Source organism: [Empedobacter] haloabium (assembly GCA_008011715.2).
GTDB lineage: Bacteria > Pseudomonadota > Gammaproteobacteria > Burkholderiales > Burkholderiaceae_D > Rugamonas > Rugamonas haloabia.
In genome coordinates this window covers 4,657,936-4,681,686 of record CP136508.1, presented here as the reverse complement: position 1 = coordinate 4,681,686, position 23,751 = coordinate 4,657,936, and the positions used below count along the sequence as shown (strand labels likewise).

The window sequence follows — 23,751 nt, the reverse complement described above, 5'->3', positions numbered from 1 at the left end:
TCCCCATTTTCTTGGCAATTATTTTAAGCCCGCCATGCGGGCATTGCGCTCGCGCTCGAGCTTGGTGATGTAGCGCTGCACGGCGCTCATCGCGCCAGGGCTGATGTCGATGAACTGGCAGCCCAGCCGGCGGTTGGCCTTGTTGTTCATCAGCGTCATTTCCTGCGAGTTGCGAATCTGCAGGCCCGTCACGATCGGGCCGATCTCCGGCAGGTCGATGCGGCAGCCGCCGTATTCGTGGCCGATCGAATCCCCCAGCACGAAACGGTTGTCCAGGATGGCGATGCCGCCGCAGCTGATGTCGGACAGCTGGAACGCCGCGTCGCCGCCGCCTTGCTCTTCCGGCATCGGAATGAAGACCTTGACGGGATTGCCGACCGGCGTCGCCATGCGGTAGAACTCGCGCCGCTGCAGCCGGATCAGGCTGGGGGGCAGGGGGATCTTCAAGGCCGGCACGGCCTCATGCATGCCCAGCTGCATGACTTCGGTGCCGAAGATGATGCGAATATTGTCCAGCGTGGTCTCGAACGACACCGGGCGGCCCGACATCAGCCGCGCCGTCTCCTCCGGATCGGAGGGGCGGTCCAGCAGGACCGCGTCGTTGTCGGCATCGATGTGCAGGATGGTCGTCACGCACATGTCCGTGTCGCCGACCGGCAACATGCGGATCATCTGCTTTTTTTCGGAAATGCCACGCAGCAGGGCCAGAATTTCCCGACGCGATCCCACCTCGAAATCGTGCCAGTTGTCCGCGTCCGCGTCAGAAAGAAAAGGGTACATCAGGGTTCGTCGCTTGAGGTGGTGGGGGGTACGCTGAGAGCCGGTGCCGCGGGCGGTGGCAAGCCCGACTTTTGCGCTGATTCAATATGATAAAGCCAGGCCAATAGTTCCGCAATCACGCGGTAGAGCGTGGGCGGAATCTGCCGGTCGAGGTCGATGTCCATCAGCAGCGACACCAGTTCCTTCGATTCGTGCACGAACACGCCGGCCTCCGCGGCCACCGCGATGATCTGCTCGGCCACCAGCCCACGCCCCTTGGCGACGACCTTCGGCGCGCCTTGCCCATCCCGATAGGCCAGCGCCACGGCGCTTTGCAAAGGCCGGCGCGGCAAGCTGTTGTCGGGTCGATCACGCTGCATCGGCTGCCCCCGCCGGCGGCGTTTCCGTGCCGATGCTGAGCGACGCCAGCGGCGCGCCGGCCGCGTCCAGCGCGCCTTGCAATACGCTGGCCCAGGCGCGCAGGGTGTCGGCCGTGTCGTCGCTGTCGGACTGCACGCTCACGTGCACCTGGTCGCCGACCATCGTCACGTTGGCGGCCACCTTGCCCAGCAGCGGGAAGCGGAACTTGACGCCGCTGCGCCAGACCGGCGCTTCTTCATGGCCATCGCGGCCGCCCCGCGAGCGGCCATCGTTTTCCTCGCGCTGCACTTCCCACTGCATGGGCTGGCCGGGCCAGGCTTCGCCGTGCCACTGCACCTTGCCCTGTTCCTGCGTGTGCAATTGCTGGTTGATCATCTGGGCGGCCGACAAGTCCGGACCCGCCAAAGCGCGCGCGGCCGCTTCCGCCGGCGACTGCATGGCGTGTGCCTGCGCGCGCAGCATCTGCGGCTCGCGCTGCAGGTCCTGCAACGGCCGCTTGCCTTCGGCCCACTCGGCCACGTGCGATTCGTAGAACAGGCCGGACTCGCCCAGCGCGTTCTGCAGTTGTTTGGTCATGGCTTCCGGCTGCGGCCCGGCGGCACCTGCCAGCGGTGTCTTGCCGTGGATGATGACGGGTGCTCCGGGCGCGGAATAGGCCTGCGTCAGCGCGCTGGCGATGGCGCGTGCGGCCGGGCTCAGCGTGGCCTGGGCCGTGTTGCGGTCGAGTTCGGGGAGGTGTTCGGCAGGCGTCAGCGGCGCCTTGCCCAGCAGCGCGGCGGCCGCGCTCAACGGGCGGCCGGCCGTCGCTTGGCCGGGGAGGGCGCCGGCCTGGGTGTGCACGATGGGCGTCTGGGCCGCCTCGTTGCCCACTTGCAGCATGGCGCGCGGCTGGGCCGCGACGACCGTCATCGGCACCTCGGCGCCCACGTCCACGCCGGCCGGCAGCAGCATGCGCGCATTGGTGTCGGCGACGCGGACGAGGAAACTGCCGTCCGTCATCTTGGCCAGCACCTGCCCCTGCACCGCCTGGCCGACCAGCGGCGCCAGCGCGCGCTGGAACGCGGCCTGGCGCGGATCGGCGGCGCCTTGCGTGGCGCCGGCCGGGGTCAGGGGCCGCAGCCCGGGAGAGTCGAGCCGCTGCACGACGCGCCGTTCAGTGCGTCAGTTCAGACGGCACCGTACGCGTTGACGACGCGTCGCTCGGTACCGGTGCTGCTGATCAGCTTGGACAGCTGCGCCATCCAGGGTTCGATCATGTCGCGCACCTTGCGGTCGTCGGCCAGCATCTGCTTGATCAGGCTGACCTTGCGCTGGCGCTGTTCGCCTTCGAGCTTGACGCTGCCTTCGCTCGTCTTCAGCAGGGCGACGTGGGCCGACACGCGCTGTTCCAGCGCTTCCAGCCGATCCCAGTCCGATTCGTTGGCAGCCGTCACCATCTGGCTGGTCAGTTCACCCATGGCCGCGTACACGGTCAGCACGTCTTGGTTCGTCATCATCGTCCTTTCAGCTTAACCGTGGGCCATCGCAGGGGTGCGCACCGGGGCGGAACCGGCCGGCTCGTCGCCGATCTGCTTCCACGTGTCGCGCAGGTCGGCCAGCAGGCCGCGCACTTCTTCCAGCATGGCCGGGTCGTTCTGCAGGTTGGCCGTCAGCAGGCGGCCGCTCATGTATTCGTACAGCGCGTCCAGGTTGCGGGCGATCTCGCCGCCCACTTCACGGTCGAGGCTGGCACGCAGGCCGTTGTCGATGATCTGGATCGCTTTCGAGATGGCCTTGCCTTTCTCTTCGATATTGCCAGCCTTCATCTGCGTGATGCCGTTCAGGATCGCGACGATGGCACCGTCGTACAGCATCACGATCAGCTTGTGCGGCGAGGCGGCCGCGATACCGGTCTCGAGACCGACTTTGGCGTAGGCGTTGACGCCGCGTTGTGGGCTTCCGAACATGGGGTTCTCCTGATTTCGTATTGCTTAGCGGTTGGCGGCAATGGCCGCCAGCTGCTGGGTAAGGTAGCTGGACGTGGCTTGCATATTGGTCAGCATCACGTCCAGCGCGCTGTACTGTTTGCGGTAACGGGCCTCGACCGAGGTCAGCTTGTCGGAGAACGCGTCGCGCTGCTTGGCCACGTCCTTGATCGACTGGTTGATGCCATCGGTGCGGCTGGTGATCTGGCCCGCCTTGCTGAGCATCGTCGTGGCCAGGTTGTTCAACTGGTAGGCGTAACCTTGCGAGAAGCTGACGGTGCCGCGATCGCCGATCGCACCGCCCGTCACCTCGACCTTCAGGCCTTCCACGTCGGTGCCGGCCAGGCCGGTCAGTGTCTGGCCGCTGCCCGTGACGGGGTGGCCGCCCAGCGTACCGGCCACGTCCAGGCCGGCTGTCGGCGTGGCGCCGCCGAACAGGCTGTCCACGGTGCTGCCGCTGACGTCGGCCAGCTTGATGTTCGAGGCCGAGCCGTACTTGGCCGACGACAGCACCAGCTTGCCATCCGCATCGACCGACGCGGTGACGGCGCTGCCGGCCGACGAGAACGCCGAGGCGCCGTTGATCGACGACTGCAGCACCTTGGCCAGTTCGGCCGCGGTGTAGGTGCCGGCCGGGATCGTGACGTTGGTCGTGTTCTTCGCGCTGCTGGGCGTGCCGTCGTTCAGCGTGACGGCCCAGGTCGTGTTGGCCGCGATCGTCGTGCTGGCGGGCAGGGCGCTGGCGCCCGTCAGCGCGCCCTGCGTGGCAAGCTGGGTGATCGACAGGTCGTACGTGCCCGGCTTGGTGGCCGAGGTCGAGCTGGAGAACGACACCAGCGAATCGGTCGAGCGGCCGACGGCGCCGAACAGCGCGCCGATGTCGTCGAACGACTTGTCCATGGCCTTCTGGAACTTGGACGCATCGAGCGACAGCGTGCCGTCCTTGTCGAAGCTGATGCCGACCTGGCCCAGGGTGGTGATGTCGCCGGTCAGGCCGCTGATGCTGGTCGTCATCATGCGGCGGATCTGCGACTGCACCGATTGCGCCGTCGAGTCGCCCTGCAGGGCGCCGCCCGTTTTCGTCTCGGCGTTATAGCCGGTCAGCTTCTTCAGCGTGCCGTTCAGGTCGTTGTACGCCTTGACGAACGCTTCCACGTTGCTCTTCACGGTGCCTGTGTTCTTGCTGACGTTCAGCGTGCTGGAGCCGGTCTGCGTCACCGTCAGGGTCACGCCCTGGATGGCTTCGCCCACATTGTTCGAGTGGCTCGTCACGGCGATGCCGTTGACGGACAATTTCGTGTCCTGCGCCGCCGAGGTCTGCGTCATCTTCTGCGTGCCGGCCGGGTCGTAGGTCAGCATGTCGACCAGGGCGCTGTCGGCCGGCGCGGGGTCGTCGCCGGTCAGGGTCATCTTCATCGACGCGTTGGCGCCGGTGGCGTTCGACGTGAACACCAGGTGGTAGGGATTGGCGCTGCCGTCCGACACGATGGTGGCGGTCACGCCCAGGCCGGCCTTGTTGACGGCGTCGCGGATGCCTTCCAGCGTGTTGTTGGTCGAATCGATCGTGACGATGCCGGAGGCGATGTTCGCATCCTGCGTGAACGCGCCGCCCAGGTAGCTGCCGCCCGTGCCCGCCGTCAGGCCGGCCAGGGCCGGATTGCTGCCGGCGATCGTGATCGGGCTGGCGTCCGTCGAGCTCAGCGAGATGCCGCTGACGGCCGTCGTGGTCGAGCCACCGTTCACTTCGCCGCCACCCTTGCCGATGCCGCCGTTCACGGCCGCCGGGCTGCCGGTGACCGTTTCCTCGACCACCAGGTTGGCGCCGTCGGCGCGGGTGAATTTCAGGTCGCCGCCGGCGGCCGTGCCGCTGACGGTGATGCCGGCATTGGTCAGCGCGGTCAGCACGCTGGACGGATCGGTCAGCGCCGTGTCGATCGAGGCGGCGGTGATGCCGGCGCCGGCTGCCACGTCGGCGCCTTGCGCGGCCAGCTGCACGCCGCCCACGGACAGCGTGTAGCCCCCGTCGGCGCCCGTCGCCACGTCGCCGAAGCCGGCGAACAGGGTGGCGGAAGACGAGGCCGGCGTGGCCGTCGCGGTGACGCCCGTCGTGGTGCTTTTCGCATTGATGGCTTCGGCAAGGGCGCGCGCGCTGTTGGTGCTGCTGCTGGTGGCGATCGCGGTGCCGTTGATCGTCAGCGCGCCGTTGCTGATGCCGTCGCGCGCCACGTTGGCGCCGAGCGTGCTGCCGGCCAGGCCGAAGCCGCCGGAGACGCTGCCGAACTGGAACGAAATGGTGGTCTTGGCGCCGGTGCCGATCGTCGACTTGCTGTTGGCCACGCCCGGCGTGGTCAGGGTCTGGCTCTGCGCCAGCTGGGTGACGTTAATCTTGTAGTTGCCGGCCACGGCCTTCGCGCTGGCGGAGGCGGACAGCACGTCCGCATTGCTGGCGGTGGCAGACAGGGTCTTGAAGTCGGCCGCCTTGGTCAGGCCGCCGAGCGAGGACTGGAACACGCCCACGGCGCCGCTGAGCTGCCCGTAGGCGCTCAGCTTGGCCTGGTACGAGGCCGTCTTCTGGTCATACTTCGCCAGCGGTGCCGATTCCACCTGCATCAGCTGGGATACGATGCTGTTGACGTCCAACATGCCGCCGGACGCTGAGACTCCTGAAGTTGCCACGGCTTGCTCCTGAGAAAGCGATAATATAAGTCTTTATCGGCAGAATCAAACGCAACTTGAGAGGGGAAAACAGGTGCCAGTTTCGGCGAATGCCGGATTGGCAAGGAGAAGGTGCGCCGCCCGGGCAGGGCGGCGCAGGGCATTACGATCAGACGGTGTGGCGGACCAGCAGGCCCTTGAAGCCGTCCAATGATTTGGAAATGCGCAGCGCTTCCTCGGTGGGATACTGCCGCACGACTTCCTTGGTCGTGACGTCGACCAGCTTGACGACGGTGCGCTTGCTGTCCTCGTCGATCGAGAACTCCAGGCTTTGCGAGCTGGCCTGGATCGAAGCGTTCAGCTTGCCGACCGCGTCCTGCAGCTCGTCCATGGACGCGGGCGCGTCCTTGGCCGTGACGGGATTGGCGGTTGCCGTCGGCGTGGCCGGCGCCCGCGTGCCGGCGGCCGGCGCGGTCGTCGGGCCGTTGTCGCTGGCCACGAAATTGCCCCTGACGCCGGCCAGCGAACCTAGCGAATCGATAGTCATGGTGGGCTCCTATAAACGGAAAAAGTTCCCCGTCTGGAAAACCAGGCGGGGAACCGCGTTACTGCCTTACAACCTTGGCGATTAACCGCGCAGCAGGCTCAGCACGCCGTTCGGCAGCGAGTTGGCCTGGGCCAGCATCGCGGTACCGGCCTGCTGCAGGATCTGACCGCGGGTCATGCTGGCGGTTTCTGCGGCGAAGTCGGTGTCGACGATACGGCTCTTCGATGCGGACAGGTTCTCGGTCGTTGCCGACAGGTTCGAGATAGCCGACGAGAAGCGCGATTGCAGTGCACCGTAGGCGGCGCGCTGGGTGTTCACGCTGGCCAGGGCGGCATCGGCGATCTTGATGGCCTTCTGGGCGTTGTCGAAGTTCGTCACGTCCAGTTCGGCGACCGAGTTCAGGGTCGACGACCGTGCCGTGGTGGCGCCAGCCGCGGCGCCAACGCCCAGACCGGTACCGGCGTCGGTCACGGAGAAGCTGCTTTCCGAGTCGAACGTTACGCTGCCGAGGGCGATAGCCGGGCCACCGGCTGCGACGCCCGTTGCGGCCGTCAGGCCACCGGTCGACTTGTCGTACGAAGCCACATCGAACTGCGTTGCAGCCGTGTTCTTGTTATCGACCGAGATCGTTTCGCCGGAAGCATGGCTCAGCTTGATGCCGCCGTTCTTCTGGTCGTATTCAGCCGTAACGCCGGTCTTGGCGGACTGTGCATTGATGGCGTTGATGCCCGATGCATAGTCGCTGGCGTTGCCGCCGCTGCCACCCACGGTGAAGTTGATGCTGACCGCATTGGCGTTGTCGCCCTTCAGTTCGAAGCTGACCGCTTCGCCGCCCGTCATCTTCAGGTTGACTTCGGTCTTGGCCGATGCCGTCACGCCGGTTTCGGCGGTCTGCTTGTTGACGTTGGCCGCGATGGTCTTGGCCGAGTCGTTGTTGGCCGTCGTGATCGTCTTCGTGCCACGTGCACCGGAGACCGTCACGTTGGCGCTGACGGAGGTGTTCGTCGCGGCGGTGGCTGCCTGGCTGTTTTCCACACGGTTGTTGCCGTAGGTGTTGGTCAGGAAGTTCGCGCCGTTGGCGGAGATCAGCTGGTTGGCGTCGGCGCCAACCTGGAAGTTCGCCGTACCCATCGAGCCGTCCAGCAGCGCCTGGCCGTTGAACGTGGTGGTTTGTGCGATACGGTTCAGTTCCGAGCCCAGCTGGGTAACTTCGGTCTGCAGGGCTTGGCGGTCGGAAGCCGAGTTCGACGCGTTCGACGACTGCACGGCCAGTTCACGGATACGCTGCAGGATGTCGCCGGACGAAGCCAGTGCGCCTTCAGCCGTTTGCGCCATCGACACGCCGTCGTTGGCGTTACGGGTAGCTTGCGTCATGCCGCGGATCTGCGAATTCATACGATCGGAGATCGCCAGGCCAGCCGCGTCGTCCTTGGCGCTGTTGATACGCAGACCGGAGGACAGACGCTGCAGCGAGGTGGACAGGGCGGATGCGGACGAGCTCAGGTTGCGCTGCGAGTTCAGGGATGCGACGTTGGTATTGATTACGGATGCCATGGTATTTCTCCAAAACTTGTACTGCTCAATGTGGCGATTTGCTCTTTCACTTTGGCCCGTCTCGCTGTTCCGTGACGTTCAAGCCGCTGTTGTAACTGGTAACGGTTGCCCCACGGGAAGCTTTAGGGGTTTTTTGAGAGAATTTTTCGCCGTTGCAAGTCGGACATGGGGCGTGGGCGCGCTTAGACGACGGGGTTTGCTGGAACTTGAGGGCGAAAAAAATTATTTTTTTGCGGAAATCTTTGAGTAGCCTGGCCCTGCAGGCTTCTTTCGTGGCCAAGTCATCATCATTCGCCGTTGATGCGCTTGGTTTGCGTGCTTGCACCCTAAAGCGAAGAGCCGGGGTCAGACCCGTCGGGTCTGACCCCGGTTTTGGTCCTGGGTGCAGGGTTGCGCAGTTGGCCCACGAGGGACTTCGAGGAAGTGGTTGATGGCGGGCGTAAAAAAGCCCGCACGCGGCGGGCTTCTCCAGAAGGGGTCACGGAGTTGTTCAGTCCGCTACAACCACGCGGTTCTTGCCGGTCTTCTTGGCGGTATACATGGCGGCGTCGGCCCGCTTGACGAGTTCGGTCTGGTCCTCATGCGGGCGGCGCAGCGCGACGCCGGCCGAGAACGTGATCAGCACCTTCTCGTTCTCGTGCATGAAGAAGTGGCGCGTCAGTTCACGCTGCAGGCGCGTCATGGTGGCGACGGCCGCGTCCACCGTGGTTTCCGGCAGCATGATCAGGAATTCCTCGCCGCCGAAGCGGGCGATCACGTCCATCGAGCGCAGCGTTTCCTTGACGATCTTGACCAGGTGCTTCAGCGCGCCGTCGCCGGCGATGTGGCCGTAGGTGTCGTTCAGCTTCTTGAAGTCGTCCAGGTCCAGCACGGCGATGCACAGCGGCGTGCCGCGGCGGTCGGCCCGGGCCGTTTCGCGCTCGAACACGTCGTCCAGGCCGCGACGGTTCAGGCTGCCCGTCAACTGGTCTTCGCGCACCAGCTCGCTCATGTGCTGCAGCTGCGTTTCCAGTGCGTGGATGCGCGCTTCGGCGTCCTGCACTTCCTGGCGCGCGGTCACCATATTGTCGCGTGCCTTCAGCGCCTCGCCCTGGACGATGCGGGTTTCCTGCAGTACTTCGTCGAGGATGGAGTTGAGCTCGTTGATGTCCTGCGCCTGGCTGATCTTGGCCGAGTAGTTGCCGATCTTTTCGTGGAAGTCGCCTGTCGAGGCGGCCACCTGGCCCAGGCGGTCGATGAAGGTCATCATCATGTTCTTCACGGTGACCTTGACGTCGGCCATGCTGTGCTTCAGCTGGCTCTGTTTATAGATGACGTCCTTCAGGCTGCGCGTGGCCGCTTCCAGCGCGCGCGCGTCCAGCGGGCCTTCGATCAGCGACTGCACGGCGTCGACCTGGCCGCGCAGCCAGGAATCGTCGTCCAGCAGTTCGCTGACGTTTTCCAGCAGCAGGCGGAACAGGCGCAGCAGCAGTTCCTGCTGCTCGGCCGTGTCGCCGCTCTTCAGTTCGATCTGATAGCACAGCTGCTTCAGGCGCACGGCGATTTCCGACAAGTCCGCTTCCGTGTGCGCTTCCTTGGTGGCGCTGCCCAGCGATTCGGCCTCGGCGGCGAGCGCCGGCGTGCCCGTCAGCAGGGAGGCGACGGCCAGCGTGAGGGTGCGGCTCAGCAGGTCGCGCAGCAGGCGGGTCTGTTCGCCTTCCGGCATCGGTGCCAGTTCGATGCTGCCGGCCTTGCGCAGCGGTCGCTCGGCCAGTTGCGACAGCGTGGCGGCATAGGCTTCCCAGTCGCGCGCCTTGACGGCGCGGTTGAAGCGGCGGCCGAAGTCGGCCAGCTCGCCCGGCTGTTCGGTCATGCGCGCGGCAAAGCGCGTCAGCACGTTTTCCGGACCGTTGTCGACAGCCGGGGCGGCGGTGGGACCGACCGGCGGCGGCGTCGGGATGCCGGCGATTTCGTTGTAGATGTCGCGGTAGGCTTCCGGCGTGGGCGCGATGCGGCGGATCGCGAGGCGCCGGAACGCTTCGCGGGCAATGTCTGCGGGATTCTGCTCCGCGCTGGCCTGGGTGGTGGATTTGCTGGACATCGTCGCCTGCCGCCTTTACATGTGATAACTGATTGCTTGATTCATACTTGTTGACTGAATCATAGGTTACTGCTGAGCTACCTGAAGCACCGAGGAAAGGGCGGAAGGTGGCTTACTTCTGAGCATTAGAGCTTGTCCGGACGTCACTGATCCAGCAGGCCGTTCTTGATGGCGTAGTGCGTCAGCTCGGCGCTGTTCTTCAGCTTCATCTTGACGAGCAGGCGGGCGCGGTACTCGCTGACGGTCTTCACGGACAGCGACAGCTCCTCGGCGATCGCGCCGACGGTCTTGCCGGAGGCGATCATCAGCAAGGTCTGGTATTCGCGATCGGACAAGGTTTCATGAGGTGCAACCTGGTGCTCGTCCCCCACGTGGTTGGCCAGTTCTTGCGCCAGCGCAGGGCTGATATATTTTAACCCGCTTGCGACTTGCCGTATGGCATTTACCAACTCTTTTGGTGCACTTTGTTTCGTCAGATACCCGGCCGCGCCGGCCTTGAGGGAGCGGATGGCGTACTGGTCCTCGCGGTGCATCGACAGCATGAGCACCGCCAGCTCCGGCTTTTCCTTCTTGATCTGCTTGAGCACTTCGATGCCGCTGCGGTCGGGCATGGAGATGTCCAGCAGCACGACGTGGCAGCCGGATTTGCGGAACAGCCGCAGGGCGTCGCTGCCGTTTTCCGCCTCGCCGGAGACGACGATGTCCTTGGTATCGGCCAGGATCATCTTCAGGCCTTCGCGCACGATCGCGTGGTCGTCCGCGATGAATACCTTGATCACACCTTTCTGGTTCATGCTGGTCTCGGGCTGTTTCGTTATTGCAACATCATGGGGCGCTATTGTAGCCTTGGCGGCGGATTTTGATGGCGACAACGGTGCCCCCACCTTCCGCCGCCGTGACGGTCAGCGTGCCGCCCAGCGCCCGGGCGCGCTCGGCCATGCCGCGCAGGCCGAACGAGGCCGGCTTGCTGCGGTCGGCCGGCGCGATGCCGCGGCCGTTGTCGCCGATCTTCACGCCGAGGTGCTCGCGGCCGCATTGCAGGCGCACCGTCACGCGCGTGGCGGCGGCGTGCTTGGCGATATTCGTCAGCGCTTCCTGCACGATGCGGAACAGGGCGGTGGCCTGGTCCGGATCGAGGTCGACTTCCTTCGCGCTGGTGTGGAACTCGCAGGCGATGCCGGCCTGGGCAGCGAATTCCTTGACCTGCCACTCCAGCGCGGCGACCAGGCCGAAGTCCAGGATCGACGGGCGCAAGTCGAGCGTGATGCGGTGCACCGCATCGATGGTGCGGTCGGCCAGCTGGTCCACGTAGGCAGCCTTGTCGTGCAGCGCCTGGTCGTCCTCCGGCAGGCGGGCCGCCAGCATGGCGATGGCCATCTTGATGGCGGTCAGGTTGCCGCCCAGGTCGTCATGGATCTCGCGCGCGATGCGGGTGCGCTCCTGCTCCTTGACCTTTTCGATGTGGGCGGTCAGCTCCGCCAGGCGGGCGCGGCTGGCGCGCACCTCCAGCTGCTCCTGCTTGCTTTCCGTGATATTGGTCATGATGCCTTCCCACTGCACGGCGCCGTCGGGCAGGCTGTGCGGGGTGGCGCGCAGGTTGATCCACTTGACGTCCTTCCACGCATCGACCCAGATGCGCCCTTCCCAGTTCCAGCCCCACAGCGTACCGGCCGAGGACAGCATGGCGTCCAGGTAGGACTGGCGGTCGTCCGGCAGCACCAGTTCCAGGAAGCGTTCCGGCTGCGCCATCAGCTCGGCGGCCGACAAGCCCAGCAGCGCCTGGCAGCCTTCGCTGACGTAGGGGAAGCTGGCCTGGCCGTCGGCGTCCAGCCGGAACTGGTACACGAGGCCGGGCGTATTCGACACCATCGCCTCGAAGCGGGCCTGGGCGCGCTGCAGGGCGGCGGTGGCGCTGTCGTCGTCGGCGATGGCGAGGAGGGCAGGGGCGTCGTCGTGGCGGATCGGTGTCACGTGCAGGGTGACGGGGTAGCGCTGGCCGTCGGCGCGGACGAACTGGGTGTGGATGGCGACACTCTTGTCGAGCTCGCTCCTGGGCAGTTGCGGGGCCAGGTCGGCCAGGGTCAGCGTCGTGATGTCGGCGGCGTCGTGCTGGGTGTTGCGGCAGGCGGCGGGATTGGCGTCGCGGATGCGCAGGGTGGCGGGATCGAACACGTACAACTCGGAGCGGGTGGTTTGCCAGACGGCGTCGTGGCAGGAAGGGGCTGTGCTCATAAATGTGTACAATCGTTCCGCATTAGCAGGATGATACGTGAAACGCACTTCTCATGAACAAAGCATTTGTGAAAGAAACCGAGCAGGACGACGATGACGACGTCGTCCAGGCACCGGCGATTCCGGCGGGCTCGAAGAATTACATGACGCCGGCGGGCTACCAGCGCATCAAGGACGAGCTGCTGCAGCTGATCGACGTCGAGCGGCCGGAAGTGGTGAAGGTGGTGCACTGGGCCGCATCGAACGGCGACCGCTCGGAAAACGGCGACTATATCTACGGCAAGCGGCGCCTGCGCGAGATCGACCGCCGCATCCGTTTCCTGACGAAGCGGCTGGACCTGGCCGAGGTGGTGGACCCGAGCGTCCATCATGGCAGCGACCAGATCTTCTTCGGCGCTACCGTCACCTACGCCAACCAGCACGGCGAGGAAAACACGATCACGATCGTCGGCATCGACGAATTCGACCCGCTGAAGGGCAAGGTCAGCTGGATCTCCCCGATCGCCCGCACCATCACCAAGGCGCGCGAGGGGGATGTGGTGACCTTGCATACGCCGACTGGGGTGGAGGAGTTGGAGATTCTGGAAGTGAGTTATCCAAAGGCGGAAGGTTGAGGTCGGTCAGTCGGCGTGTTTGACCCAAATGGCATGCTATGTGGCTCGCATCCCAGGAGCCTCTCATGCCACGGTCTTCCAGAATTTTTCTTGATAGTGTGGTCCTACACATCATCCAACGCGGGAACAATCGGAACGCGTGTTTCCTGGCGACGGAAGACTACGGTCACTATCTGAGTTGCCTGAGGACAGCGGCGTGTCAGGCAGATTGTGCGGTCCACGCGTATGTACTGATGACGAATCACGTGCATCTATTGCTCAGTCCAGCGCATGCAGCCGCAGTGCCGGCAATGATGAGATCGGTAGCGCAGAAGCACGCCCAGTACATCAACTGGCGATATCGGCGCACTGGGACGCTATGGGAGGGCCGCTATCGGGCTGCACTGATACAAAACGATACGCATTTGCTGGTGTGCCAGCGCTACGTTGAGCTCAACCCTGTACGCGCCAGAATGGTTCAGTACCCTGGCCAGTATCCTTGGTCAAGTTATCGATGCAATGCCGAAGGCCGGGCCAATGCGATTGTCGTGGCCCACTCGACCTACCTAGAGCTTGGCACGGATCCGACCGTCCGTCAGACGGCATACCGGCGTTTATTTGACGAGCCGCTCGCCGAGAGGCAGCTGCAGCATATCCGCATAGCCACAAATAATAATTTTGCAGTAGGCGATCAGGAATTCTTGCGCTCGGTATCAAAGGGCCGCTGAGTTGAATTCAACCCAAGACCGAAGGCCGGGGTCAGACCCGCCGGGTCTGACCCCAGTGTCTGGTTCTGGATTTCTGTTGGGCCGTCAGCACTCGAGCGCAATACGTCATGCCGCTTAGGTTTAGTGCCGAGGGGCCGCTGACACAATCCAACCCAAGACGGAAGGCTGGGGTCAGACCCGCCGGGTCTGACCCCAGAGTTTGCTGTTGGGTTACAAAAAGGTGACTAGAGCGCGGACTTGAGAGGTCAAGCCCGCTCGCGCGCCACCCGGTTGACCCCAGCCACCTTGCGCACATTGCGCAGCAGGCCGGCCAGGTGGACGCGGTCCTTGACCTGGATCGTGAAGCGCAGCTGGTGCAGCACGTGTTCCTTGTCCTCGTCCATGCCGACGAACGTGATGTTGCCGTCCGATTCGCCGATCTCGGCCGCCACGCGCGCCAGGATGCCTTTTTCATTGTTGATCAGCAGGCGGATGCGGCTGTCGAAGCGGCGGTTCAGCTCCGTGCCCCATTTCACTGCGATCCAGCGGTCCGGCTCCTTCTGGCGCTGGCGCTTGGCCACCGTGCAGTCGCCTGTGTGCACCTGCAGGCCCTGGTCGCGGCGCAGCTGGCCGACGATCTGGTCGCCCGGGATCGGCAGGCAGCAGGGGGCAAGCTGGACGGAGACGCCTTCGCTGCCGTAGATCGTCACCGGGTCGAGGTCCGATGCGCTGTTGTGGTCGACCGGCACGCTGGCCGATTCGCCGCCCAAGAGGCCAAAGATGTGGCGCGCCACCAGCGCGGCCATGCGCTTGCCGATGCCGATGTCGGCATACAGCTCGTCCAGCGACTTGGCCGACGACTCGTTCAGCAGGCGCTCGATCAATGGCTCCGGCAGGTCCGGCGCCAGGCTGATCGCCGCCAACGCCTGGCGCAGCAGCTGGCGACCCAGGTTGATCGACTCCGGCAGGTTGATCGTGCGCAGGTGATGGCGGATCGCCGAGCGCGCCTTGCCCGTGCGGACAAAGCTCAGCCAGCTCGGGCTCGGGCGCGAATCCGGATCGGTCACCACCTCGACGATGTCGCCGTTGCGCAGCTCCGTGCGCAGCGGCGCCGGCTCGCCGTTGATGGTGACGGATACCGTATGGTCGCCGATGCCCGTATGGATGGCGTAGGCGAAATCGATCGGCGTGGCGCCGCGCGGCATCGCGATGATCTTCGACTTCGGCGTGAACACGTAGACGGAATCCGGGAACAGGTCGACCTTGACATGCTCCAGGAACTCGGCCGAGTCGCCGGTCTGCTGCTGGATGTCCAGCAGCGATTGCAGCCACGCGTGGGTGCGCTGCTGCATGTCCGTCATGTTGGCGTCGCTGTTCTTGTACAGCCAGTGTGCCGCCACGCCCGATTCGGCCGTGCGGTGCATCTCCTGCGTGCGGATCTGGAACTCCACCGGCGTGCCGTACGGGCCGATCAGCGTGGTGTGCAGCGACTGATAGCCGTTCAGCTTGCGGATGGCGATGTAGTCCTTGAACTTGCCCGGCATCGGCTTGTACAGCGAGTGCAGGGTGCCCAGCGCCACGTAGCAGTTGGGGAAGCTGTCGACGACGACGCGGAAGCCGTACACGTCCAGCACTTGCGAGAACGTCAGGTGCTTCGAGCGCATCTTCTTGTAGATGCCGTACAGCGTTTTTTCGCGGCCATACACCTCGGCCTCGATGCCGGCCATCGCCAGCGTATTCTTGACGGAATCGAGGATCTTGCCGACGACCTCGCGCCGGTTGCCGCGCGCGGCCCGCACGGCCTTGGCCAGCACGGTGTAGCGCATCGGATGCAGGTGCGAGAACGCCAGGTCCTGCAGCTCGCGGTAGATGTTGTTCAGGCCGAGGCGGTGCGCGATCGGCACGTACACTTCCATCGTCTCGCCGGCGATGCGCTGCTTCTTGGCCGGCGCCATCACGTCCAGCGTGCGCATATTGTGCAGCCGGTCGGCCAGCTTGATCAGGATGACGCGCACGTCCGACGCCATCGCCAGCAGCATCTTGCGGAAGTTCTCCGCCTGCGCCTCGATCTGGCTCTGGAATTCGATCTTCTCCAGCTTGGACAGGCCATCGACCAAGTGCGCGACGGGCGCGCCGAAGCGCTCGATCAGCTCTTCCTTCTTGACGTCCTGGTCTTCCATCACGTCGTGCAGCAGCGCGGCCATGATCGCCTGTGCATCGAGCTTCCAGTCGGCGCAGATCTCGGCCACCGCGATCGGATGCGAGATGTACGGCTCGCCGGACTTGCGCACCTGGCCCAGGTGCATCTCGTCGGAGAAGCGGTAGGCTTCCTTGACCTTCTTCAGGTCGGCCTCGTTCATGTACTCGGCCAGCTTTTCCGTCAGGTGGCTGATGGTGGCCACGCCGGCGGGCGTCAGCGGAGCGGCGAGGGGAGACGTGGAGATGACGGGAGGCTGGTCGCCGTCCGGCCGCGACCGGGCCGGACGCCGGGCCCGCGTGGCGGGCCGTTCCGTGGCAGTGCTGGTGCCGGACTCGGCGGAGGTCAGGTTCATAGGTGCTCGACGTGCGGTCAATTCAACTGGGAGAACCTGGGTAGTACGGGAGGAACGCAGGTTCCAAAATTACATTGGGACCTTTTTCAGCATTTCCAGGCCGACCTTGCCGGCGGCGATCTCACGCAGGGCCAGCACGGTCGGCTTGTCCTTGGCTTCGACCTTCGGCGTATGGCCTTGCAGCAGCTGGCGGGCGCGATACGTGGCTGCCAGGGTCAGCTGGAAGCGGTTCGGCACATTCTGCAGGCAATCTTCGATGGTGATACGGGCCATGGTGTAACTCCTAAACTTGTTATCTGAACTAAATGACGGAATCTGAACAATGCGCGGAACAGCGCGGACGGTCTACTCGGCGTGCTCGGCGTGGATGCCCAGCTGGGCAAACAGCGATGCATTGCGGGCCGCCTGTTGCGCAAACCGGCAACGGGCCGACCGGACGATCGCGCTCAACTCGGACAAGGCGACCGGAAACTCTTCATTGATAATAGCATATTCGAACTCCGGGGCGTGTGCGATTTCGCCCCCGGCCGCCAGCAGGCGCCGCGTGATCACGTGCGGCTCGTCCTGGCCGCGCTTGTGCAGCCGCTCCTCCAGCGCCGCGATCGACGGCGGCAGGATGAAGATGCCGGCCGCCTGCGGGAACTGCTTCTTGACCTGGCGCGCGCCCTGCCAGTCGATCTCCAGCAGGATGTCGGTGCCGGCCTTCATCTGTTCTTCGACGAAGATGCGCGACGTGCCATAGTAATTGCCGTGCACTTCGGCCCACTCCAGGAACTCGCCCGCGGCGGCGCGCTTGACGAAGTCCTCGGTGGTCGTGAAGAAGTATTCGCGGCCATGCTCCTCGCCCGGACGGGGTGGACGGGTGGTCGTCGAAATCGACAGCTTGATGGTGGGTTCCTGCGCCAGCAGGGCATTGACCAAAGTGGACTTGCCCGCGCCGGACGGCGCCGCAACCATGAACAGGCTGCCGGAGAAGTGTTGGCTCATTTGCAATCTCGAATCTGGTGGGCCTCGCCCAAAGATCTATTTTACCAAGAGCAACCGAACTTGCGGCGAACTTCTTGAGGAACCCCTCGAATCGATCGCTTGAGGCGCTCTCCCGCGGCCGCTAGAGTACGACGCATAACGATAAAGGAGACCCGATGACGACCGTTACATCCGTACCGCTGACGATCCCGGCCCGCGACGGCTACCCGCTGGGCGCGCTGCGCTATCCAGCCCAGGGCGTGGAAAAGGCGCGCCTGATCGTCGCCGCCGCCACCGGTGTGCCGCAGGGCTTCTACCGCCGCTTCGCCGAATACGCGGCCGCGCACGGCTACACGGTGACGACGTTCGACTACCGCGGCATTGGCCTTTCGAAACCGGCCACGCTGGACGGCTTCGCCGGCGACTTCCTCGACTGGTCGCGCCTGGACCTGGCCGCCGTCGTGGACGCAACCGCCCAGCCCGGTGTGCCGCTGCTGCTGGTCGGGCACTCGTACGGCGGCCACGCCTTCGGCCTGCTGCCCAACCACGCCAAGGTGGACGGCATGTACGTCTTTGGCACCGGCGCCGGCTGGCATGGCTGGATGCCGTTCGTCGAACGGATGAAGGTGCTGTTCATGTGGCGCATCGCCGGGCCGCTGCTGACGAGGAAACACGGCTACCTGGCCTGGAGCCGGCTGGGCATGGGCGAGGACATCCCGCTGGGCGTGTACGAACAGTGGCGCCACTGGTGCCGCTTCCCGCGCTACTTCTTCGACGATCCGAAAATGGCCGCCGTGGCCGACGGCTTCGCCCAGGTGCGCGCGCCGATCGTGGCCGTCAACGCCAGCGACGACACCTGGGCCCCGCCGGCCTCGCGCGACGCCTTCATGGCGGGCTACCGCAACGCCCCCTGGCGCGCTGTCGACGTCGACGCCGCCAGCCTCGGCAAGGTAGGACACATGGGCTACTTCCGCCAGCAAGCCCAGCCGCTGTGGGATGGCGCGCTGGCCTGGTTCGACAGCCTGCAGGGGAAAGTTGCCTGAAAAATGGGGACAGACCCCATTTTTCAGGCAACAAAAAACCCGGGACAGACCCGGGTTTTGAGGAAACGTTATTCCAGGTTCTGCACCTGCTCGCGCATCTGCTCGATCAAGAGCTTCAGCTCCATCGACGCGTCCGCCAGTTCCTTGACGGAGGCCTTGGCGCCCAGCGTGTTCGCTTCGCGGTTCAGTTCCTGCATCATGAAGTCCAGCCGCTTGCCGACCTGGCCGCCCTTCTTGAGGATGTGACGGGTTTCCGACAGGTGCGCCGACAGCCGGCCCAGCTCCTCGGCCACGTCGATGCGGATGCCGTACAGGATGACTTCCTGGCGGATGCGCTCCATCGCGTCCTGGCGCGACAGGCTGCTGTTCGAGCCCTGCGACGCCAGCCCCAGCGCTTCCTGCATGCGCTCGATCGCCTTCTGCTGGAACGCCGCCACCACCTGCGGGATCAGCGGGGTGATGCGCTTGACGATGCCTTCCATCGCCTCGATACGGGAGATCAGCATGGCTTCCAGTGCCGCCCCTTCGCGCTGGCGGCTGGTGACGAAGGCCTGCACGGTGCGGTTCATCAGCGCGGCCACGTCGGCCTGCAGCGACTCCTGGCCGATCTGCGCTTCCTCGACGACACCGGGCCAGCGCAGCAATTCGGCCACCGACATCGCCTGGGCGCCGGCGAAGTGCTTGCTGACCTCGCCCTGCAGGCGCGCCAGTTCATTAAGCAGGGGGACATTGAGCGCCTGGGTGCCGGCACCGGCAGCCTTGCGGCCGAAACTCAGACGAATCTCGACCTTGCCACGGGTGATGGCCGCCATGATGGCGGAACGCAGGTCGGGTTCGAGGGCACGCAGGTCGTCGTTGATGCGAAACTGGAGGTCAAGAAAACGGGAATTGACACTCTTGATCTCGATTGTCAGAGTTCCCGCCGCGCTTTCGCTGGTGGCAACCGCGTAGCCCGTCATGCTGGAAATGCTCAATGGATATCCCCGATTTTAGCTTTACATTAGTTGGTTTTGTCCACACAATCCGGGTGTTGAGGCGAGGAAACCTATGGCTGCACAAAACAACGCCCCATTGCCGGATGGGATGGCTTTAGCTGGATACCGCATTGTAAAGAAAATTGCGTCAGGCGGGTTCAGTATTGTTTATCTCGCCTATGACGGGGACGGCAATGCGGTCGCCATCAAGGAGTATTTACCAAGCGCCCTCGCGCTGCGTCAAGAGGGGGAACTGGCGCCGGCCGTGTCGAAATCGAACCTGCCGGTGTTCCGCATCGGCCTGAAATGCTTCTTCGAAGAGGGCCGCGCACTGGCCCGCATCGCCCATCCGAATGTTGTAAGAGTGTTGAATTTCTTCCGCGCCAATGACACGGTTTACATGGTCATGGCCTACGAATCGGGTCATTCGTTGCAGGAACACATCGGTCGCCAGCGCGCCAGGGGCCGCCCGATCGGCGAGGCCTTCATCCGCCAGATCTTTACCCAGGTACTGAAAGGGCTGCGCGAGGTGCATGCCAACCAGCTGCTGCACCTGGACCTGAAACCGGCCAACATCTACCTGCGCACCGACGGCACGCCGATGCTGCTCGACTTCGGTGCCGCGCGCCAGACCGTCAATACCGACGTGCCCACCCTGCAGCCCATGTACACGCCCGGCTTCGCCGCGCCCGAACTGTACGTGCGCGGCGAAACGCTGGGGCCGTGGACCGACATCTACAGCATCGGCGCGTCGATGTTCGCCTGCATGGCCGGGGCGCCGCCGCAGCCGGCCGACCAGCGCAGGAAGGACGACCGCATGGAAGCGCATTTCGCCCGGCTCGACGCAAGCTGCTCGCCGCAGCTGGTGCGCCTGGTGCGCTGGGCGTTGCAGGTCGACCCGCTGGCGCGGCCGCAAAGCGTGTTCGCGCTGCAGAAGGCGCTGCAGGAAGCCGTGCCCGCCCAAACGCCCGCCGCGCCGCCGGCAGGTGGACTGGCCGGGTTCGCGCGCCGGCTGGCGGCCCGCTTCGGCCGTCCCGCGTCCGCACCGGACACGCTGCAATCGTAGGAGACACCATGCAATTTTCCGTGTACCAGGAAAGCCACGTCGGCGCGCGCAAGGTCAACCAGGACCGCATGGGCTACAGCTTCACGCGCGATGCGCTGCTGCTGGTGCTGGCCGACGGCATGGGCGGCCACCTGCGCGGCGAGGCCGCGGCCACCGTGGCGTTGCAGACGATTTCCGCCGTGTTCCAGCAGCAGGCCACGCCTTACGTAAAGGGAGCGGAACGCTTCCTGGAGGAGGCCTGCATGGCGGCGCACCGCGAGATCCACCGCTACGCGGCGCTGCACCGGATGCCCGAGACGCCGCGCACCACCGTCGTCGTCTGCCTGATCCAGCACAACACGGCCACCTGGGCGCACTGCGGCGATTCGCGCCTGTACTGGCTGCGTGACGGCCGCCTGCTGGCGCGCACGCGCGACCACTCGCACATCGAAAGCCTGATCGAGAAGGGCAAGGTGCCGCCGTCGGCACGGGCCACGCACCCTGACCGTAACAAATTGTACAACTGCCTGGGCGCGGCCAGCGCGCCGAAGGTGGAGCTGTCGCGCCGCGCCAGCCTGCAGGCCGGCGACACGATGCTATTATGCTCGGACGGCCTGTGGGCCGTGCTGGACGAGGCGGAGCTGCTCGACACGCTGTCCACCCGCCCGGTCGTGCGCGCCGTGCCCGAGCTGTTGCAGGCCGCGCTGCGCCAGGGTGGCGCCAGCAGCGACAACGTGACAGGCCTGGCCATCACGTGGCAGGGCGGGCCGGGCCTCGACGACGTGCCGACGGAAGTGATGTCGACGACGATCACGACCGAGGCGCTGCCGCAGGACCTGCACGGCTCGACGATCGCGGGCCGCTCGCCCGATCCAGGCATCGATCCGTTCGACGAGGAACAGATCGAGAAGGCCATCGCCGAGATCCGCGGGGCCATCGAAAAATCATCCCAGCTACTGAAATAGACAGGAATCACATGACATTTGAAACCCGCCCCAGCGGCCGCGCCGTCGACCAACTGCGCGCGCTGCGCCTGACCCGTCACTACACCAAGCACGCGGAAGGCTCCGTGCTGATCGAATGCGGCGACACGAAAGTGATCTGCACCGCCAGCATCGAAGAGAAAGTGCCGGGCTTCCTGAAGGGGAAGGGGCAGGGCTGGATGACGGCCGAATACGGCATGCTGCCCCGCTCGACCCACTCGCGCATGGACCGTGAAGCCGCCAAGGGCAAGCAGAGCGGCCGCACCCAGGAGATCCAGCGCCTGATCGGCCGCTCGCTGCGCGCCGCCTTCGACCTGCAGGCCTTCGGCGAGCGCACCCTGCACCTGGACTGCGACGTGATCCAGGCCGACGGCGGTACCCGCACCGCCTCGATCACCGGCGCCATGGTGGCGGCATACGACGCGTTCTCCAAGCTGGTCGAGCGCGGCCTGCTGCCGGCCGTGCCGGTGCGCCATTTCGTCGCCGCGATCTCCGTCGGCGTCTACCAGGGCATGCCGGTGCTGGACCTGGACTACGTCGAGGACTCGGCCTGCGACACGGACATGAACGTGATCATGACGGAAGCGGGCCACTTCGTGGAAGTGCAGGGCACGGCCGAAGGCGCCGCGTTCGACCGCGCCGCGATGAACCGCCTGCTCGACCTGGCCGAGGGCGGCATCCGCGACCTGATCGCGCTGCAGAAGCAGGCGCTGGGGCTGGCGAGGTAAAATACTTGCCCAAAAAATGGGGACAGACCCCATTTTCTGAGCAATATTTCCCTAAAAATGGGGTCTGTCCCCATTTCTGAAGCAACCATGACCCAAAAACTGATCCTCGCCTCGAACAACGCGGGCAAACTGAAGGAATTCAACGAACTGCTGGCCACCGTCGGTTTCGACGTGCGCGCCCAGGGCGAGTACGGCGTGCCGGAGGCGGAAGAGCCGTTCTTCACCTTCGTCGAAAACGCGCTCGCCAAGGCGCGTCACGCGTCGCGCCTGACCGGCCTGCCGGCGCTGGCGGATGACTCCGGCGTCTGCGTCAATGCACTGGGCGGTGCGCCCGGCGTGTTCTCGGCACGCTATGCGGGCGAGCCAAAGTCGGACGCGCGCAACAGCGCCAAGCTGATCGCCGACCTGGCCGCGCATGACGACATGTCCGCGTACTACTACTGCGTGCTGGTGTTCGTGCGCCACGCGGACGACCCGCAACCGGTCATCGCCGACGGCCGTTGGAACGGCATCATCGTGCCGGAAGCGCGCGGCGAGGGCGGCTTCGGCTACGACCCGCACTTCTACATCCCGGAACTGGGCAAGTGCACGGCCGAACTGGCGCCGGAACAGAAGAATCGCCTGTCCCATCGCGGCCAGGCCCTGCGGGCCCTGGTAGAGAAACTGAAATGATCCCCATCAAACCGGTCGGCGTGAAGACGGCGCCGACCCGCACCATCGATGCCGCTGCCGGCGTCGCCGCCCAATACCTGCAGCCGGGCGCGCTGAACCTGGCCGCGCTGCCGCCGCTGTCGTTGTACATCCACTGGCCGTGGTGCGTGCGCAAATGCCCTTACTGCGACTTCAATTCGCACGAGGCGAAGGGCGAGGTGCCCGAGCGGCAGTACCTGGACGCGCTGCGCGCCGACCTGGAGATGGCGCTGCCGTTGATCTGGGGCAGGAAGATCTACACGGTGTTCATCGGTGGCGGCACGCCCAGCCTGATGTCGGCGGCGGGGCTGGACCGCCTGATGTCGGACCTGCGCACCTTGCTGCCGCTGGACGGTGCGGCCGAGATCACGATGGAAGCCAATCCCGGCACCTTCGAAGCGGAGAAGTTCCGCAGCTACCGCGCCAGCGGCATCAACCGCCTGTCGATCGGCATCCAGAGCTTCAATTCGCACCACCTGCAGGCGCTGGGCCGCATCCACGATGCGGGCGAGGCACGTCGTGCCGTCGAGATCGCGCAGGCCAACTTCGACAACTTCAACCTCGACCTGATGTACGCGCTGCCGGGCCAGACCCTGGCCGAGGCGCGCGCGGACCTGGAGACGGCGCTGTCGTACCAGCCGCCGCACCTGTCGCTGTACCACCTGACGATGGAGCCGAACACGGTCTTCGCCAAGTACCCGCCGCAGCTGCCGGACGACGATACCAGCGCCGACATGCAGGACCTGATCGCCCAGATGACGGCAAACGCGGGCTACGGCCACTACGAAGTCTCGGCGTACGCGAAGCCGGGCCACCGCGCCCGCCACAACCTGAACTACTGGCAGTTCGGCGACTACCTGGGCATCGGCGCCGGCGCGCACTCGAAGCTGTCGTTCCCGCACCGCGTGCTGCGCCAGGCCCGCTACAAGCAGCCGAAGTCGTACATGGAGCAGGTCGCGGCCGGCACGCCGGTGCAGGAAGAGCGCGAGATCGGGCGCGACGAGATGGGCTTCGAGTTCATGCTGAACGCGCTGCGCCTGCAGGAAGGCTTCGCGCCCAACCTGTACGCCGAGCGCACCGGGCTGGCTTTGAACGGCATCGAGAAGCAGCTCAACGCGGCCGAGGCCAAGGGCCTGCTGTACCGCGACCATACCGTGATCCGGCCGACGGAACTGGGCCAGCGCTTCCTCAACGACTTGCAGGAGATGTTCCTGCTCTGATCGGGGCGCGGCGGCGTTCCACCCCGAGACCAAAAACCGGGGTCAGACCCGCCGGGTCCGACCCCGGCTCTCTGCCTT

General features: G+C 65.2%; 23 protein-coding genes. 8 read left to right on the top strand and 15 right to left on the bottom strand.

From position 1 onward, the window contains the following. Nucleotides 1–18 precede the first annotated feature (18 nt). The 11 genes from E7V67_020490 to E7V67_020440 form a co-directional block, all read right to left on the bottom strand. Complete coding sequence (locus E7V67_020490; protein ID WUR12059.1) at nt 19–780, bottom strand: flagellar brake protein; 762 nt, start codon at nt 778–780, stop codon at nt 19–21. Continuing rightward, nucleotides 780–1,139, bottom strand: a complete 360-nt coding sequence (locus E7V67_020485; GenBank protein WUR12058.1) for an EscU/YscU/HrcU family type III secretion system export apparatus switch protein — start codon at nt 1,137–1,139, stop codon at nt 780–782. The genes E7V67_020490 and E7V67_020485 overlap by 1 nt, the downstream gene beginning before the upstream one ends. Beyond that, complete coding sequence (locus tag E7V67_020480; protein WUR12057.1) at nt 1,129–2,283, bottom strand: flagellar hook-length control protein FliK; 1,155 nt, start codon at nt 2,281–2,283, stop codon at nt 1,129–1,131. The genes E7V67_020485 and E7V67_020480 overlap by 11 nt, the downstream gene beginning before the upstream one ends. Before the next feature lie 23 nt (nt 2,284–2,306). Continuing rightward, complete coding sequence (locus tag E7V67_020475; GenBank protein WUR12056.1) at nt 2,307–2,636, bottom strand: flagellar protein FliT; 330 nt, start codon at nt 2,634–2,636, stop codon at nt 2,307–2,309. A gap of 12 nt (nt 2,637–2,648) precedes the next feature. Continuing rightward, on the bottom strand, nt 2,649–3,086 hold the full coding sequence (fliS, locus tag E7V67_020470) for a flagellar export chaperone FliS (protein ID WUR12055.1): 438 nt from the start codon (nt 3,084–3,086) through the stop codon (nt 2,649–2,651). 24 nt (nt 3,087–3,110) lie between these two features. Continuing rightward, the gene (gene fliD, locus E7V67_020465; protein WUR12054.1) at nt 3,111–5,780 is read right to left on the bottom strand and encodes a flagellar filament capping protein FliD; all 2,670 of its coding nucleotides are present in this window, start codon (nt 5,778–5,780) and stop codon (nt 3,111–3,113) included. A 148-nt stretch (nt 5,781–5,928) separates the two neighbouring features. Continuing rightward, nucleotides 5,929–6,306 (bottom strand): flagellar protein FlaG, encoded by a 378-nt coding sequence (locus E7V67_020460; GenBank protein WUR12053.1) that lies wholly within the window; start codon nt 6,304–6,306, stop codon nt 5,929–5,931. Nucleotides 6,307–6,387: 81 nt separating this feature from the next. Continuing rightward, nucleotides 6,388–7,860, bottom strand: coding sequence for a flagellin (locus E7V67_020455; GenBank protein WUR12052.1), 1,473 nt, complete (start codon nt 7,858–7,860; stop codon nt 6,388–6,390). 490 nt (nt 7,861–8,350) lie between these two features. Continuing rightward, a complete protein-coding gene (locus E7V67_020450; GenBank protein ID WUR12051.1) occupies nt 8,351–9,940 on the bottom strand; it encodes a diguanylate cyclase in 1,590 nt (529 codons plus the stop codon). 143 nt (nt 9,941–10,083) lie between these two features. Then, nucleotides 10,084–10,734 (bottom strand): response regulator transcription factor, encoded by a 651-nt coding sequence (locus tag E7V67_020445; GenBank protein WUR12050.1) that lies wholly within the window; start codon nt 10,732–10,734, stop codon nt 10,084–10,086. Nucleotides 10,735–10,765: 31 nt separating this feature from the next. Next, a complete protein-coding gene (locus E7V67_020440) occupies nt 10,766–12,172 on the bottom strand; it encodes a histidine kinase (protein ID WUR12049.1) in 1,407 nt (468 codons plus the stop codon). A 53-nt stretch (nt 12,173–12,225) separates the two neighbouring features. On the opposite strand from E7V67_020440, the gene greB reads away from it, so the two are divergent. Together greB and E7V67_020430 are read left to right on the top strand one after the other, a co-directional pair. Next, the gene (gene greB, locus E7V67_020435) at nt 12,226–12,786 is read left to right on the top strand and encodes a transcription elongation factor GreB (GenBank protein ID WUR12048.1); all 561 of its coding nucleotides are present in this window, start codon (nt 12,226–12,228) and stop codon (nt 12,784–12,786) included. Nucleotides 12,787–12,824: 38 nt separating this feature from the next. Beyond that, nucleotides 12,825–13,493, top strand: a complete 669-nt coding sequence (locus E7V67_020430; protein ID WUR12047.1) for a transposase — start codon at nt 12,825–12,827, stop codon at nt 13,491–13,493. 245 nt (nt 13,494–13,738) lie between these two features. On the opposite strand, the gene E7V67_020425 is transcribed toward E7V67_020430, so the two are convergent. From E7V67_020425 to gmk, 3 genes are all read right to left on the bottom strand, one after another. Continuing rightward, entirely contained in the window at nt 13,739–16,024 is a 2,286-nt protein-coding gene (locus tag E7V67_020425; protein ID WUR12046.1) for a bifunctional (p)ppGpp synthetase/guanosine-3',5'-bis(diphosphate) 3'-pyrophosphohydrolase, read from the bottom strand. 69 nt (nt 16,025–16,093) lie between these two features. Beyond that, entirely contained in the window at nt 16,094–16,297 is a 204-nt protein-coding gene (gene rpoZ / locus E7V67_020420) for a DNA-directed RNA polymerase subunit omega (protein ID WUR12045.1), read from the bottom strand. A 72-nt stretch (nt 16,298–16,369) separates the two neighbouring features. Further along, nucleotides 16,370–17,011: a guanylate kinase gene (gene gmk / locus E7V67_020415; protein ID WUR12044.1), complete on the bottom strand. Its 642-nt coding sequence runs from the start codon at nt 17,009–17,011 to the stop codon at nt 16,370–16,372. A 155-nt stretch (nt 17,012–17,166) separates the two neighbouring features. Here gmk and E7V67_020410 point away from each other — a divergent pair, with 155 nt between their 5' ends. Then, entirely contained in the window at nt 17,167–18,033 is an 867-nt protein-coding gene (locus E7V67_020410) for an alpha/beta fold hydrolase (protein ID WUR12043.1), read from the top strand. Between the two features lie 68 nt (nt 18,034–18,101). Here E7V67_020410 and E7V67_020405 read toward each other — a convergent pair whose 3' ends face one another. Beyond that, the gene (locus tag E7V67_020405; GenBank protein WUR16320.1) at nt 18,102–18,992 is read right to left on the bottom strand and encodes a YicC/YloC family endoribonuclease; all 891 of its coding nucleotides are present in this window, start codon (nt 18,990–18,992) and stop codon (nt 18,102–18,104) included. Between the two features lie 88 nt (nt 18,993–19,080). Here E7V67_020405 and E7V67_020400 point away from each other — a divergent pair, with 88 nt between their 5' ends. From E7V67_020400 to hemW, 5 genes are all read left to right on the top strand, one after another. After that, a complete protein-coding gene (locus tag E7V67_020400) occupies nt 19,081–20,073 on the top strand; it encodes a serine/threonine-protein kinase (GenBank protein WUR12042.1) in 993 nt (330 codons plus the stop codon). 8 nt (nt 20,074–20,081) lie between these two features. Continuing rightward, the gene (locus tag E7V67_020395) at nt 20,082–21,017 is read left to right on the top strand and encodes a protein phosphatase 2C domain-containing protein (protein WUR12041.1); all 936 of its coding nucleotides are present in this window, start codon (nt 20,082–20,084) and stop codon (nt 21,015–21,017) included. An 11-nt stretch (nt 21,018–21,028) separates the two neighbouring features. Further along, nucleotides 21,029–21,763 carry a ribonuclease PH gene (gene rph / locus E7V67_020390; protein WUR12040.1) on the top strand — a complete coding sequence of 245 codons (735 nt, stop codon included), beginning with the start codon at nt 21,029–21,031 and terminating at the stop codon, nt 21,761–21,763. An 87-nt stretch (nt 21,764–21,850) separates the two neighbouring features. Then, the gene (gene rdgB / locus E7V67_020385; protein WUR12039.1) at nt 21,851–22,435 is read left to right on the top strand and encodes an RdgB/HAM1 family non-canonical purine NTP pyrophosphatase; all 585 of its coding nucleotides are present in this window, start codon (nt 21,851–21,853) and stop codon (nt 22,433–22,435) included. Further along, nucleotides 22,432–23,673: a radical SAM family heme chaperone HemW gene (hemW, locus tag E7V67_020380; GenBank protein WUR12038.1), complete on the top strand. Its 1,242-nt coding sequence runs from the start codon at nt 22,432–22,434 to the stop codon at nt 23,671–23,673. The genes rdgB and hemW overlap by 4 nt, the downstream gene beginning before the upstream one ends. The last annotated feature ends 78 nt before the right edge of the window (nt 23,674–23,751 follow it).